Raw genomic sequence first — 14,928 nt, forward strand, 5'->3', positions numbered from 1 at the left:
GGCATCATTCCTGTACCAGCCGTTCAAGCTCCGGAAGCAAGACGACGCTTTCCTGCTCGTTCGGATCGGTGCGGGCGATGATCGCGGTGCAAGGCCTACTGCTGAGATTGGCAGGCAGATGCGGCACACCGGCGGGGATGTAGAACAGCTCGCCGGCATGCACGACGACATGATGCTGCAACTCGTCGCCATACCAGGTGTGAGCCTCGCCGGAGAGCATGTAGATCGCCGTTTCATGCGCTTCGTGCAGATGCGCCTTGGCGCGAACGCCGGGCGGAATCGTCAGCAAATGCATGCAGATGCCCTTGGCGCCGACCGTCTCGGCCGCGATGCCTTCGAAGTAACTCAGCCCCTGCTTGCCGTCATAGGCATGACTGGGGCGAACAATGTGACAGGTGGCCTTTGATGTCGCGTCCATCGTCATCCTCCATGGACCTTGCCGGAACAATGAAAACAGCTACTCATACTATCACGCAAACCGCGCAAGAGCGGGCAAAACAGGATACGCAAGCATTGACGCAAGCTGCCTCCGTTGTATCCGCCAAGGATCTCTGTCTGACCTACCAGGCAGACGATGCTCCCGTACAGGCGCTGACGAACGTCAACCTCGACGTTCGCAAGGGTGACTTCGTCTCGTTCATCGGCCCATCAGGCTGCGGCAAGACGACCTTCCTGCGCGTGATCGCCGATCTCGAAAGGAAAACATCGGGCGAGATAACCGTCAATGGCATGACACCGGAAGAGGCGCGCAAGGCGCGCGCCTACGGCTACGTCTTCCAGGCACCGGCTCTTTATCCCTGGCGTACGATCGAGAAGAACATCGCCCTGCCGCTCGAGATCATGGGCTATACCTCGGCCGACCAGAAGAAACGCATCGGCGACGCGCTCGACCTCGTGAATCTTTCCGGCTTCGAGAAGAAGTTCCCCTGGCAGCTGTCCGGCGGCATGCAGCAGCGCGCCTCGATCGCCCGCGCGCTCGCCTTCGATGCCGACCTGCTTCTGATGGACGAGCCCTTCGGCGCGCTCGACGAAATCGTCCGCGACCACCTGAACGAAGAGCTTCTGAAGCTCTGGGCGCGCACCAACAAAACGATCTGCTTCGTCACCCACTCGATCCCCGAGGCGGTCTATCTCTCCACCAAGATCGTGGTGATGTCCCCCCGCCCCGGTCGCGTCACCGATATCATCGATTCAACGCTTCCGCGCGAACGCCCGCTCGATATTCGCGAGACGCCCGAATTCCTCGAAATCGCCCATCGCGTTCGCGACGGCCTGAGAGCGGGGCACAGCTATGAGCATTAAGCTGAGCGTCAGAGCCGATGAGCGGGGGCGCCCATGAAACCGGACACACTCAAGGACAGGTTCATCCCCGTCCTGACAATCCTCGTGGTTCTGGTCGTGGTCTGGTACGTCGCGGCCGTCCTGATGAATGCCTCTTTCCAGCGAGACATGGATCAGCGGGCGAACCAGACACCTGGAACCATCGAATTCGTCGAAAAGACGCTCTCGCAGCCGAAGCCGTTGCTGCCGGCCCCGCATCAGGTGGTTCAGAACGTCGTCGAAAACACCTTCCTGCGGAAGCTTTCGAGCAACCGCAGCCTCGTCTACCACAGCTGGGTCACGCTTTCCTCGACGCTGCTCGGTTTCGGCTTCGGCACGCTGCTCGGCATCGTGATCGCCGTCGGGATCGTCCACATCAAGGCGCTCGACCGCAGCCTGATGCCATGGGTCATCGCCTCGCAGACCATCCCGATCCTTGCGATCGCGCCGATGGTGATCGTCGTGCTCGGCGCCATCAACATCACCGGCCTGATCCCGAAAGCGCTGATCTCGACCTACCTCTCCTTCTTCCCGGTCACGGTCGGCATGGTGAAGGGTCTGCGCTCGCCCGAGGTCATGTTCCTCGATCTGATGCGAACCTATAACGCAACGCCTGTGCAAACCTTCTGGAAACTCCGTGTTCCGGCCTCCGTGCCGTTCCTCTTCACATCGATGAAGGTTGCGATCGCGGCAAGTCTTGTCGGCGCCATCGTCGGCGAACTCCCGACCGGCGCCGTTGCCGGCATCGGCTCGAAGCTGCTCGCCGGCTCCTACTACAGCCAGACAATCGACATCTGGGCGGCCCTCATCGCAGGCTCGGTGCTGGCGGCGGGCCTGGTTGCCATCGTCGGCATCGTCGCCAAGATCGTCGATCGCTCGATGGGCGGGAGGCCGGCATGAAGCAGATGTCCTTCACCTGGCAGGGCGTTCTTGCCCTCGTGTTGACGGCGATTGCCATCATCACCCTGCCGATCATGGCCGAGGGGGCACCGGACCCCGTATCACCGTTGACGGCGGGTCTGACGATCGCGCTGATCGTCGCCCTCGCCTTCATTTCCTTCTCGCCATTGCCAAAGCCCTATGTCGCCGCCGTTCTGCTTGTCGGCGCGCACTGGGCGGCGTGGGTGCTGCTCGCGGATGTCACCGGAAACGAAGGTCTGGCAACCAGGTCCTTCTTCCTGCTGGTGGCCGCCTGCTGGCTGCTTGCCTGGCGCTGCGTCACCGAGCTTTCGGCCATGACGCCGGCGTCGAGCGTCCTCCGTTCCGGCCTGCGGCTGCTGATCCCGGCAATCTTCGGTGCCTGGATCCTGATCATCTGGGAAGCGCTGACGCGCGGCGCCGGCATTCCCTTCGTTCTGCTGCCGCCGCCGAGCGCCATCGGCGTCAGGATCGCCGCGTCGCTGCCGATCCTGGCTGACGACGTGCGCCAGACGATCTTCAAGGCGGTCTTTGCCGGTTACATCATCGGCTGCGGCGCTGGCTTTGCCGTCGCCATCCTCGCCGATCGCGTTGCCTTCCTGCGTCGCGGTCTGCTGCCGATCGGCAACATGGTGTCGGCGCTGCCGATCATTGGCGTGGCGCCGATCATGGTCATGTGGTTCGGCTTCGATTGGCAGTCGAAGGCGGCCGTCGTCACTATCATGACCTTCTTCCCGATGCTGGTGAACACTGTCGCCGGCCTCGCCGCATCCGGTCCGATGGAGCGCGACCTGATGCAGACCTACGCCTCCAACTATTGGCAGACGCTGCTGAAGCTCCGGCTTCCGGCGGCGATGCCCTTCATTTTCAATGCATTGAAGATCAACTCGACGCTGGCGCTGATCGGTGCCATCGTCGCGGAGTTCTTTGGTACGCCGATCGTCGGCATGGGCTTCCGCATCTCCACGGAGATCGGGCGCATGAATGTCGACATGGTCTGGGCCGAAATAGCCGTTGCGGCGCTTGTCGGTTCGATCTTCTACGGCGTCGTCGCCCTTGCAGAACGGGCGGTGACTTTCTGGCATCCGTCTATCCGTGGTGGCTAGGCGTCGCTTTATTCCCGCGAATGGGATTGGGGCATAACTTCAGAGGGAACAAGAAAATGAAAAAACTGATTGTTGCGATGATGGCGAGCGCGATGTCGCTCGCGGCGGCCCATGCCATGGCTGCCGAAAAGGTGACGCTGCAGCTCAAGTGGGTGACGCAGTCGCAGTTCGCCGGTTATTACGTCGCCAAGGAAAAGGGCTATTACGACGAGGAAGGCCTCGACGTCACCATCAAGCCGGGTGGTCCTGACATTGCGCCGGAACAGGTGATCGCCGGCGGCGGCGCCGACGTCATCGTCGACTGGATGGGCGGCGCGCTGGTTGCCCGCGAAAAGGGCGTTCCGCTCGTCAACATCGCCCAGCCTTTCCAGAAATCAGGCATGGAACTGATTTGCCGCAAGGATGGACCGATCAAGACCGAAGCCGATTTCAAGGGCCACACGCTCGGCGTCTGGTTCTTCGGCAACGAGTACCCATTCTTCGCCTGGATGAACAAGCTCGGACTGAAGACGGAAGGTGGTGCCGACGGCGTGACCGTACTGAAGCAGAGCTTCGACGTGCAGCCGCTGCTGCAGAAGCAGGCCGACTGCATCTCCGTCATGACCTACAATGAATACTGGCAGGCAATCGATGCCGGCTTCAAGCCCGAAGAACTGACTGTCTTCAACTATACCGCCATGGGCAACGACTTGCTCGAAGACGGCCTCTACGCCTCCGAAGACAAGCTCAAGGACCCGGCCTTCAAGGAGAAGATGGCCAAGTTCGTCAAGGCGTCGATGAAGGGCTGGAAATATGCAGTCGAAAATTCGGACGATGCTGCCGGAATCGTAGTCGACGCTGGTGGACAGGACGAAAACCACCAGAAGCGCATGATGGGCGAAGTCGCCAAGCTGATCGGCGACGGCTCAGGCAAGCTCGACACGACGCTCTACGACCGCACAGCCAAGGCGCTGCTCGATCAGAAGATCATTACCAAGGAGCCGGCAGGCGCCTGGACACACGACATCACCGACGCTGCTTCCAAGTAGTAGTGGGAGCATGAGATGCAGAAGCGCGCGGTTTCGACCGCGCGCTTCTGCTTTTCTGCAAATAATCAGCACGCAGCTGTCGCATGCTGTCGATGTCGTTCGTCATAGGAATGACGGGATCGTAATCAACGATCGGAATGCTTGCATAACCGCACGGTGATTGATCCGACGCAACTCGGCAATTATTGTGCTTTAAGAAGGAATTATTTTCCGCTGGACTTGCGCGTCGGACAAAACGATACCACGTACTTGTCCAATTTTGCCGAATGAGGGATCTCTGAAGTAAGAGTCGGCAAAAGAGGCGGGAAATACCTCTGGGACTGCAAATACGGTACGGGCCATTCGCGAGCTTAGACAACGCGCGATTTTGGCCGGCCTTGGCAAAATTGGACGAAGACGCATGGCACACACGCCGCTTGATATTCTACGCGCCTCCACCCTGGTCATCGCTGCATTCGCGGCATCGACGGCATTTGCCCAGGAGGCGGCCGTCTCGAAACCGCAGCAGAATGCGCCGGCGATCGTCGTCACCAAGGCATCGGTCCGTTCTCTCGTCGACCGTGTCGTTGCGACAGGCACCGTAAAGCCGGTTGAGGAAATCTATGTCCAGCCGCAGGTCGAAGGCCTCTCCATTCGTGCGCTGAACGCCGATGTCGGCGATCGTGTGCGCTCCGGAACCGCTCTCGCTACCCTTAACGACGACGCGCTTGTGCTGGAAAAAAGCCAGCTACAGGCGACCAAGGCCAAGAATGAGGCCAGCCTGGCGCAGCTGCGCGCGCAGCTCATCGAGGCGCAGGCGAATGCCGAGCAGGCTCGCCAGCAGCAGGTCCGCGCGCAGGAAATGGGCAAGAAGGGTACCGTCTCGACGGCAACGGTCGAACAGGCCGATGCGGCCGCCGCTTCCGCCAACGCCCGCGTTTCTTCCGCCGAGCAGGCCATCCAGGTGGCGATCGCCGACGTCAAGGTAACCGAAAGCCAGATTGCCGACGCAAACCTCAAGCTCGCCCGCACGGACGTGAAGACGCCTGTTGATGGCACGGTTTCGGCCAAGAACGCCAAGATCGGCGCGATCGCGTCGGGCACCGGCGATCCGCTCTTCACCATCATTCACGACGACAAGATCGAGCTCGTTGCCGAAGTCAGCGAAGGCGATATCGTCAAGATCGAGCAGGGCCAGAAGGCAACGCTTTCTCTCTCCGGCAGCCGTGAAAAGCTCGACGGGTCCGTCCGGCTGGTTTCCCCGACGGTCGATCCGTTGACGCGCCTCGGCCTCGTCCATATCCTGATCGACGACAGCAGCAAGGCCCGCTCCGGCATGTACGGCAGCGCGGAGATCGTGGTCCGCACGGCCGAGAATGTCGCCCTGCCACTGTCTGCCGTGCTGACGAGCAGCGAAGGATCCTCGGCCCGCCAGGTTGAAGACAACGTCGTCAAGTTCGTCAAGGTCGACACCGGCATCCAGGACGGCGCCTACGTCGAGATCACCAAGGGGCTGAAGGCCGGCGATGAGGTCGTTGCCAAGGCGGGCGCCTATGTCCGCGATGGAGACCACATCACGCCGGTGCGCGAACAGCCGCCCGTTTCCAACTGAGAGATGACCCGATGAACTTTTCAGCCTGGTCTATCCGAAATCCGATCGCGCCGCTTCTGGCCTTCGCCCTGCTACTTTTCGTGGGCATCCAGGCCTTTTACAAGCTGCCGATCACGCGCTTTCCGAACATCGATGTCCCCCTGGTTTCGATCATCGTCACCCAGAGCGGCGCGTCGCCTTCCGAACTTGAAATGCAGGTGACGAAGGAGATCGAAGACGCCGTTGCGAGTATCAACGGCATCGACGAGATCCAGTCCACGGTAACCGACGGTCAGTCTCAGACGGTCGTCATGTTCCGCATGGAGGTGCCGACCGAACAGGCGGTGCAGGACACCAAGGACGCGATCGACCGCATCCGCGGCGACCTGCCGGCCAACGTCGAAGAACCGATCGTCTCCAAGATCGACGTCGAAGGCCAGGCGATCCAGACCTTTGCCGTCTCCTCGCCCGACATGACGCTCGAAGAGCTGTCCTGGTTCGTCGACGACACCGTGAAGCGCGCGCTTCAGGGGCAGACCGGCATCGGCCGCGTCGACCGCTACGGCGGCGCCGAGCGCGAAGTGCGCATCGAACTCAATCCAGACAAGTTGAACGCCTACGGAATAACCGCGGCAAGCGTGAACCAGCAGCTGCGCGGCACGAACGTCGACCTTGGGTCGGGCCGCGGCCAGGTTGCCGGCAACGAGCAGGCAATCCGCGTGCTCGGCGACGCCCGCAATGTCGCCGAACTCGCCAACACGACCATCGCCTTGCCGAACGGCCGGTTCGTGAAGGTATCCGATCTCGGTGCTATCAAGGATACCTACGAGGAGCCGAAGTCCTTCTCGCGCTTCAATGATTCGCCTGTCGTCACCTTCGGCGTGTTCCGCTCGAAGGGCGCCAGCGAGGTCAGCGTCGCCGAAACGGTTGCCAAAAGCCTGGAAAAGGTCCGGGCTGAAAACCCCAACGTGAAGATCGAACTCATCGACGACTCGGTCTATTTCACCTACGGCAACTATGAAGCGGCCATGCATACGCTGATCGAAGGCGCCCTGCTTGCGATCATTGTCGTGCTGCTGTTCCTGCGGAACTGGCGCGCGACGCTGATCTCGGCCGTTGCGCTGCCACTGTCGGCAATTCCGACGTTCTGGATCATGGATCTGATGGGGTTCTCGCTAAACCTCGTGAGCTTCCTCGCCTTGACGTTGGCAACCGGTATCCTTGTCGATGACGCGATCGTCGAGATCGAGAACATCGCCCGCCACATCAAGATGGGCAAGTCGCCCTACCGCGCCGCGATCGAGGCCGCCGACGAAATCGGCCTTGCCGTCATCGCCACGACCTTCACGATCATCGCTGTCTTCGTGCCGGTGTCGTTTATGCCGGGGATTCCCGGCCAGTACTTCATCCAGTTCGGCCTGACCGTCGCCTTCTCTGTCTTCTTCTCGCTGATGGTCGCGCGCCTCATCACACCGATGATGGCCGCCTACCTGATGCGCGCCGAAGACGGAATAGAGGATCATCATGACAATGATAGCCTCTTCTTCCGCGGCTACACGAGGCTCGTGCGCGCAACCACCAGCCGCTGGTGGACCCGCTACGCAACACTCATCGCGGCGATCGGCTTTCTGATTGCGTCGGTGGCGCTGCTGGCCCAGGTTCCCGGCAGCTTCCTGCCGCCGGAAGACGCATCGCGCATCGTCCTCTCCGTCGAGCTGCCGCCGAATGCGACCCTCGACGACACCGACGCCACGACCGACGAAGTCTACAAGAACGTCAAGGATATCAACGGCGTTGAAAGCGTCTTCGTCCTCGGCGGCGCTTCGCCGAAGGGCGATCTCGAACTCCGACGCGCGACTGTAACGCTGGCGCTGCAGAAGCTCGACCAGTCATTGGTCAAGCGGCTCGTCAACGACGCGCTCGGCTCTATACCTGTTATCGGCCCGCATCTGCCGAAGGTCGCCGTGCACGGGCGAGTTCGTCCGCAGTGGGATATCGAAAAGGAAGTCTTCGCCAAGCTTCGCCACATCCCCGACGTGCGCATTCTCAAGCTCAACGATCGCGGCGAACGCGACCTCTCCTTCAACTTCCTGTCGAAGAAAGACAAGGACCTGAACGAAGCGGTCGGCGTCCTGGAATCCAAGCTGCGTGCTGATCCGTTGCTGGCAAACGTCAGCGCGGACGGCGCCCTGCCCCGACCCGAGCTGCAGGTTCGTCCGCGCAAGGACCAGGCCGCGCGTCTCGGCATCACGCCACAGCAGATCTCCGAAACCATCCGCGTTGCCACGATTGGCGACGTCGATGCGGCGCTCGCGAAGATCAACCTCGATGATCGCCAGATCCCGATCCGGGTGCAGGCATCTGTCGACATGCGGCGCGATCTCGCAGCGCTGCGCGCGCTGAAGATCCAGACCGCAAGCGGCGGAACCGTTCCGCTCTCGACGGTGGCCGACATCGACTATTCGGAAGGCGTCAGCTCGATCAAGCGCAACAACCGCAACCGTGTCGTCGCCATCGGCTCCGACCTGCCGCAAGGCGTCGCGCTCGATACCGCATCGGCCCGTTTCCGTGAGATCGTCAAGGAGGCGAACATTCCGCCGACGGTCAAGCTTGCTGAAAGCGGTGACACCAAGGTGCAAAGCGAAATGCAGCAGAGCTTCGTCAACGCCATGTTGATGGGCCTGATGCTGGTTCTGACCGTGCTGATCCTCCTCTTCAAGGATGTGATCCAGCCGTTCACGATCCTGTTCTCGCTGCCGCTCGCCATTGGTGGCGTCGCGCTGGGCCTGCTCGTCACGCAGAACCCGCTCTCGATGCCTGTCATGATCGGTATCCTGATGTTGATGGGTATCGTCACCAAGAACGCCATCCTGCTCGTCGACTTCGCGATCGAGATGCGCCATCGCGGCATGGAGCGTGTGGAAGCCATGGTGGAAGCGGGCCGCAAGCGGGCCCGCCCGATCATCATGACGTCGATCGCAATGTCGGCAGGCATGCTGCCGTCCGCTCTCGGCGTCGGCGAAGGCGGGTCGTTCCGTGCACCGATGGCGATCGCCGTGATCGGCGGCATCATCGTCTCGACGGTGCTGTCGCTTGTCGTCGTCCCGTCCTTCTTCCTGATCATGGACGATCTCTCCCGCCTGCTCGGCTGGATGTTCGGCCGCCTCGTCGGCAAGAAGGACGAGGAAGAATTGCCGTTGTCTCGTGAGGAGCTGACCGAGGCTGTCAACGCACTCGGCGAACGCGTCAATGCGATCGAGAAGCCTGAAAAGCCCGGCAAGTCGGGCGGCAACGTCGTCCGATTGCCGCCCTTCGCAGCGGAATGACAATCAAGCCGGGGCCTCGCGCCCCGGCTTTTTTCTTCCTTCGAGAAATTGATCCGTATCAAGTTGTGAACCCGCTTCTTCGGATAGTCTGAGGTAGCAGGCGGAGTTCGCCTGTATGACCATCAACGGAGAAAGAGATGACTACGGCCTTGAAACTGAGCAACGCGCAAAAAGCGACGCTTGGCAAAGCCCTGATCGTGTCGAGCCTGAACCGGAACGAACGGGAGGCACTGCTTGCGTGCGCGACTGCCGTCCGTTGCTACCCTCAGGACATCCTCTTCCATGACGGTGACACGGCGGATTACTTCTACAGCGTGCTGAGCGGCTATATCCGCCTTTACCGGCCCGGAAGCGAAGGTCGGGAAGCCGATATCCGCATCTGCGAGCCCGGCGATAGTTTCGGCGAATGCCTCATTCTGGACGGCTGTGACTACAATTACAGTGCCCAGGTGATGGAACCCGCGATCCTCGCGCGGTTCGACCTGGATAAAGTTCGCGAGCTGCTGGAAGATCAGCCGCGCATCGGCATCGCCATAGTGCGCAGCCTGTCGCAGCACCTGCTGTCGACAATGGACTGCCTTGCCAGTGACCGGATGCAGACGGCACCGCAGCGCGTCGCAAGCTATCTCCTGACACACTGCACGCCGAATGGCGGCACGGCGTCGTTGCGGCTCCCGTTCCAGAAGAGCCTGCTGGCTCGAAAGCTGGGGCTGGCACCCGAGGCGCTCTCGCGCGCCTTCTCAGCGCTGAAGACCGCCGGCGTTACCGTCAGCGGCCGCTCGATCGCGATCAGCAACATGGAAAGGCTGCAGCAGATCTAGCGCGGCGCTCAAAGGCCGCCGTGCTCTTTCAGGAAACTGACGATCGAACCAACGCCATCGCCCCGCTTCATGTCGGAGAAGACGAACGGGCGATCCTGCCGCATGCGCGTCGCATCGCGGTCCATCACCTCGAGGTCGGCGCCGACGTGCGGAGCAAGGTCCTTCTTGTTGATGACAAGCAGGTCCGACTTGGTGATCCCGGGACCACCCTTGCGCGGGATCTCCTCGCCCTGGCAGACGGAGATCACATAGATGGTGATATCGGCAAGATCCGGAGAGAAGGTCGCCGCGAGATTATCACCGCCTGACTCGATGAAGACCACGTCGAGATCGGGGATGCGCTCGTTGAGGCCCGCAATGGCCTGCAGGTTGATCGTCGCATCCTCTCGGATGGCCGTATGCGGGCAGCCGCCCGTCTCCACGCCAACGATCCGTTCGGATGGAAGCGCCTGCATCCGCATCAGCGCTTCCGCATCCTCGGTCGTGTAGATGTCGTTGGTGACGACCGCGACCGAGTAGTCGTCGCGCATCGCCTTGCAAAGCTTCTCGGTCAGCGCCGTCTTGCCGGAGCCGACTGGACCGCCGATACCGACCCGCAAAGGTCCATTTCCTGATTTCATGCTGAAAACTCCAATCGGGATCGATGATAGCGTGGCGTCAGCGGAGCCACCACCTGCAAATGACGTATGGCCAAGGCCGATGTCACGACCGGAAGAGCCGCGTCTGCTGCGTCTCGTGGCGAAGCGACATGATATCGGCCTGAATGCTCGCTGAGCCCAGATCGTCGAGCGAAGCGACGGCCCCGCGCTTGGCAAGGGCGGCGATATCAACCTCAAGCCCGGCAAGTATCGCCACGCCATCCTTTTGCCCGGTGACGCCGAGGCGTATCCCCGCCGACACGGCCTGGGAAAGATAGGCATGCACGAAGGCGGCTATGACCCGTTCGAGCGGGACAGCATGGGCACCGGCGACAACGCCGACAGCAACGGGATAGACGACGCCGCGCGGCAAGCGATCGAAGACGGGATCCGGCCAGGCACGCGCGGACGTCAGGAACGCCTCTCCGAGCAACAAGGTCTCCTGATGGCGTTCCCGAGAGCCGGCAAGCGCCTCTCCCAGTTCGCAAACGGACCCAAGTGCTTCGGTATCGTCATGGACGCGATGGGCGGCGGCCAGCAGCACGACGTCGTTCCAGACAGTTCCCCGCGCAATCAGCGTCGAAACCCAATCCCTCAGCGAGGCAACGTCGCGAACCAGGCCATCCTCTACCGCGCGCTCCATTCCGCCGGAATAGGCGAAGGAGCCAACGGGAAAGGCTGGCGAAAGCCATGCCATCAGACGCAGCAGGGCCTGCAGGTCGGTATCTTCGGTCATCTCAGTCGTGGGAATGGTTATGGCCATGGCCGTGATCGTGGCCATGCGAATGGCTGCCATGAGAATGATAGGCGCCACGGACGGGTTGGAACGGTTCCGTCACTTCGGTGACCGTCGCCCCGAGCCCTTCAAGCATCGAACGGATAACGTGGTCGCGAAGGATCAGGATACGATCGTCCTCGATCTGCGCACCGAGATGGCGGTTGCCGAGATGCCAGGCGAGCTCGATCAGATGCAGGCGGTCCTTCGGCTTGATCTCGAAGAGCTTCTCGTCGGCAGCGACGATCTCGATCAATTCGCCGTCCTCGAGAACCAGCATGTCGCCGCTGGCAAAAAGCACCGGCTCCTTGAGGTCGAGCATGACCATGTCGCCATTGTCGAGATGCAAAAGCTTCCGGCGCAGATGCCTCAGATCATGTGGCAGAACCACCTTGCCCGTCGGGTTCGAGGAAGGCGTGCCGGCGGGAAGATAGGAGGTAACGTGCTGCATGACATGTCCGTTTTCATTGAGACTGTGACCATGCAAAATAGCCCCTTGCGATGCAAGCGACAAAGTGCGGAAGCGCCTGACTATCCTGCGCTCTTTGCCGCCGGATAGTCGAGTTCGGCGGCCGCGCCTTCGGCCAAATGTCGAAGACGGCTCTGCAGCCCGTCCTCCTCATGAACCACGCGGTTGCGCCCAAGAGCCTTGGCGAGATAGAGCGCCTTGTCCGCGGAAGAATAGATGGCTTCCTTGCTGCGGCCGGGCGCGAATTCCGCAATGCCGGCAGAGACGGTGATGTCGATCGAGCAGCCCTCGGCGGACACCGGATGTTCCGCAAGTTCGGCGCAGACCAGCCGAATCTGGGCAATGCGCTCGTCCCGCGGGCTACCGGCCACGATAACGCCGAACTCCTCGCCGCCGAGACGGGCCGCGACCGAGCTGCCGCCGAACGAAGCGGCGAGCGTGGCGGATACCGCCACGATCACGGCATCGCCGCACGCATGACCGAAGCGATCGTTGATCGCCTTGAACCGATCGACATCGAAGATCGCCAGACAGGCCCCCTCGTGCACACAGCTGAGCGCCTCCGTGAACGCCCGTCGATTGAGTAGCCCCGACAGCATATCCGTCCGGCTCAGCCGTTCAAATTCAGCGCGCGAGACGCTGAGCTTATGCATGGCGTGTCCGGCAAGAAGCGCGAGACTACCCGAGACGAAACCGCCGATCAGCCACGAAAATACGACGCCGTAGATCAGGGCGTGCGCGAGCGGAATCGGCAACAGATCCAGCCAGCCGAAAACCGGTAGAACAAGAACGACGACGACAGACGACAGCGTCACCGCGAGAAAGCTCATCTTGAGAGCGAACGTGTAAATCGTGCCGCGATTCTGAAAATCGCCAAGCTCTGCCTGGAGAGATATTTTCATCCGAATCGACCTTTTTGCCCAACCCAAGCACATTGCTTAGAGGCCAATTCCTGCCGGGTTCTTAAGTGAATTGTTAAGATTCGAATGAATTCGGTGAATTGAAACGGCCGGGAAGAATGGCCAAAAACGCTACGATTTCAGGGCGGAATCAAAGAAAAAACTGAAAAACCCAACACATTGATTTTCATTCCGATTTCCGTCGGGGGCGAATTGACGTGTATCGTTGCGGGCACCGCGCTTCATTGTGACGCACTCGCCCGCCAAGAAAGGAAACGGTGGAAATCCTGCTTAACATTTCACGCGGGAAGACCGGTGCAAGCGCACCGGCCTTCGATCACGTTCAGAACAGGAAATAGCGCTGCGTCATCGGCAGCACCGTCGCCGGCTCGCACGTCAGCAACTCGCCATCGGCGCGCACCTCGTAGGTCTCCGGATCGACCTCGATATGGGGTGTCAGGCTGTTGTGGACCATCGACGCCTTGGAGATACCGCCTCGCGTGTTCCTGACGGCAAGGAGGTCCTTTGCGACGCCAAGCTTGCCCTTCAGGCCGGCATCGAGCGAGGCCTGGCTGACGAAGGTCACGGAGCTGTTCGTCAGGCTCTTGCCGTAGGAAGCGAACATCGGGCGGTAGTGTACCGGCTGCGGTGTCGGAATGGATGCGTTCGGGTCACCCATCGGCGCCGCCGCAATCGAACCGCCAAGCAGAACCATGTCAGGCTTCACCCCAAAGAAGGCCGGGTTCCAGATCACCAGGTCGGCGCGCTTGCCGACCTCGAGCGAGCCGATCTCGTGCGACAGGCCGTGAGCGATCGCCGGATTGATCGTGTACTTGGCGATGTAGCGGCGAACACGGAAGTTGTCGTTATCGCCCGTCTCTTCCTTCAGTCGACCACGTTGGCGCTTCATCTTGTCGGCCGTCTGCCACGTCCGGATCGCGACCTCGCCGACGCGGCCCATCGCCTGGCTGTCGGAGGAAATGATCGAGAAGGCGCCGATGTCGTGCAGGATATCTTCCGCCGCGATCGTCTCCTTGCGGATGCGGCTCTCGGCAAACGCAATGTCCTCGGGGATCGACGGCGACAGGTGGTGGCAGACCATCAGCATGTCGAGATGCTCGGCGATGGTGTTGACCGTGTAGGGACGAGTCGGGTTGGTCGACGACGGGATGACGTTCGACTGGCCGCAGATCTTGATGATATCAGGCGCGTGACCGCCGCCGGCGCCTTCCGTGTGGAAAGCATGGATCGTGCGGCCCTTGATGGCGCCGATCGTGTCTTCCACGAAGCCGCTCTCGTTCAACGTGTCGGTATGGATCATCACCTGCACGTCGTACTGGTCGGCGACGGTAAGGCAGCAGTCGATCGCGCCCGGTGTCGTGCCCCAGTCCTCATGCAGCTTCAGCGACGTGGCACCGGCGAGAACCATTTCCTCGAGCGCGCCCGGCAGAGAGGCGTTGCCCTTGCCCGCGAAGGCAAGGTTCATCGGGAAGGCATCCGCCGCCTCGATCATCCGGGCGATGTGCCAGGGACCGGGCGTGCAGGTCGTCGCCAGCGTGCCATGCGCCGGTCCGGTGCCGCCGCCGAGCATGCAGGTCATCCCGCTCATCAGCGCTTCCTCGATCTGCTGCGGGCAGATGAAGTGGATGTGGCTGTCCATGCCGCCCGCCGTGACGATCTTGCCCTCGCCCGCGATGGCCTCGGTGCCCGGACCGACGATGATGTTGACGCCCGGCTGGGTGTCCGGATTACCTGCCTTGCCGATCGCCGCGATGCGCCCGCTCTTCAGGCCGATATCCGCCTTGTAGATGCCGGAGTGATCGATCACCACCGCATTGGTGATGACGGTATCGACCGCACCGTTTGCCCGCGTTACCTGGCTCTGCCCCATGCCGTCGCGGATCACCTTGCCGCCGCCGAACTTCACTTCTTCCCCGTAGGTGGTGAAGTCCTTCTCGATCTCGATGAAGAGCTCCGTATCGGCAAGCCGCACCTTGTCGCCGGTGGTCGGGCCGAACATGCCGGCATAGGCGGCGCGGGAAATCTTGTAGGGCATAT

Annotated in this window: 13 protein-coding genes; 7 read left to right on the forward strand and 6 right to left on the reverse strand. The window is 61.4% G+C overall.

Annotation, left to right across the window (positions count from 1 at the left end; translation table 11 throughout):
• Nucleotides 1-4: 4 nt before the first annotated feature.
• Nucleotides 5-418 carry a cupin domain-containing protein gene (locus tag ASE04_RS03320; protein ID WP_056811979.1) on the reverse strand — a complete coding sequence of 138 codons (414 nt, stop codon included), beginning with the start codon at nt 416-418 and terminating at the stop codon, nt 5-7.
• Nucleotides 419-513: 95 nt separating this feature from the next.
• Here ASE04_RS03320 and ASE04_RS03325 point away from each other — a divergent pair, with 95 nt between their 5' ends.
• The 7 genes from ASE04_RS03325 to ASE04_RS03355 all read left to right on the forward strand — a co-directional run bounded on the left by ASE04_RS03325 (nt 514) and on the right by ASE04_RS03355 (nt 10,089).
• Nucleotides 514-1,302, forward strand: coding sequence for an ABC transporter ATP-binding protein (locus tag ASE04_RS03325; RefSeq protein WP_056811982.1), 789 nt, complete (start codon nt 514-516; stop codon nt 1,300-1,302).
• 33 nt (nt 1,303-1,335) lie between these two features.
• Entirely contained in the window at nt 1,336-2,220 is an 885-nt protein-coding gene (locus tag ASE04_RS03330; RefSeq protein WP_056811985.1) for an ABC transporter permease, read from the forward strand.
• Nucleotides 2,217-3,344: an ABC transporter permease gene (locus ASE04_RS03335; RefSeq protein ID WP_056811988.1), complete on the forward strand. Its 1,128-nt coding sequence runs from the start codon at nt 2,217-2,219 to the stop codon at nt 3,342-3,344. The genes ASE04_RS03330 and ASE04_RS03335 overlap by 4 nt, the downstream gene beginning before the upstream one ends.
• Before the next feature lie 56 nt (nt 3,345-3,400).
• The gene (locus tag ASE04_RS03340; protein WP_056811991.1) at nt 3,401-4,372 is read left to right on the forward strand and encodes an ABC transporter substrate-binding protein; all 972 of its coding nucleotides are present in this window, start codon (nt 3,401-3,403) and stop codon (nt 4,370-4,372) included.
• Nucleotides 4,373-4,772: 400 nt separating this feature from the next.
• On the forward strand, nt 4,773-5,963 hold the full coding sequence (locus ASE04_RS03345) for an efflux RND transporter periplasmic adaptor subunit (protein ID WP_056811994.1): 1,191 nt from the start codon (nt 4,773-4,775) through the stop codon (nt 5,961-5,963).
• Between the two features lie 11 nt (nt 5,964-5,974).
• A complete protein-coding gene (locus tag ASE04_RS03350) occupies nt 5,975-9,268 on the forward strand; it encodes an efflux RND transporter permease subunit (RefSeq protein ID WP_056811998.1) in 3,294 nt (1,097 codons plus the stop codon).
• A gap of 137 nt (nt 9,269-9,405) precedes the next feature.
• Entirely contained in the window at nt 9,406-10,089 is a 684-nt protein-coding gene (locus tag ASE04_RS03355) for a Crp/Fnr family transcriptional regulator (protein WP_056812001.1), read from the forward strand.
• A gap of 8 nt (nt 10,090-10,097) precedes the next feature.
• On the opposite strand, the gene ureG is transcribed toward ASE04_RS03355, so the two are convergent.
• The 5 genes from ureG to ureC form a co-directional block, all read right to left on the reverse strand.
• Nucleotides 10,098-10,709 carry an urease accessory protein UreG gene (ureG, locus tag ASE04_RS03360; RefSeq protein ID WP_056812004.1) on the reverse strand — a complete coding sequence of 204 codons (612 nt, stop codon included), beginning with the start codon at nt 10,707-10,709 and terminating at the stop codon, nt 10,098-10,100.
• Between the two features lie 82 nt (nt 10,710-10,791).
• Nucleotides 10,792-11,463 (reverse strand): urease accessory protein UreF, encoded by a 672-nt coding sequence (locus ASE04_RS03365; RefSeq protein ID WP_056812006.1) that lies wholly within the window; start codon nt 11,461-11,463, stop codon nt 10,792-10,794.
• A 1-nt stretch (nt 11,464) separates the two neighbouring features.
• Nucleotides 11,465-11,953 (reverse strand): urease accessory protein UreE, encoded by a 489-nt coding sequence (ureE, locus tag ASE04_RS03370; protein ID WP_056812009.1) that lies wholly within the window; start codon nt 11,951-11,953, stop codon nt 11,465-11,467.
• 80 nt (nt 11,954-12,033) lie between these two features.
• Nucleotides 12,034-12,873, reverse strand: coding sequence for a GGDEF domain-containing protein (locus tag ASE04_RS03375; RefSeq protein WP_056812012.1), 840 nt, complete (start codon nt 12,871-12,873; stop codon nt 12,034-12,036).
• A 340-nt stretch (nt 12,874-13,213) separates the two neighbouring features.
• A complete protein-coding gene (gene ureC, locus ASE04_RS03380) occupies nt 13,214-14,926 on the reverse strand; it encodes an urease subunit alpha (RefSeq protein WP_056812015.1) in 1,713 nt (570 codons plus the stop codon).
• Nucleotides 14,927-14,928 lie beyond the last annotated feature (2 nt).

It is taken from the genome of Rhizobium sp. Root708 (assembly GCF_001429725.1).
Taxonomy (GTDB): Bacteria; Pseudomonadota; Alphaproteobacteria; order Rhizobiales; family Rhizobiaceae; genus Rhizobium.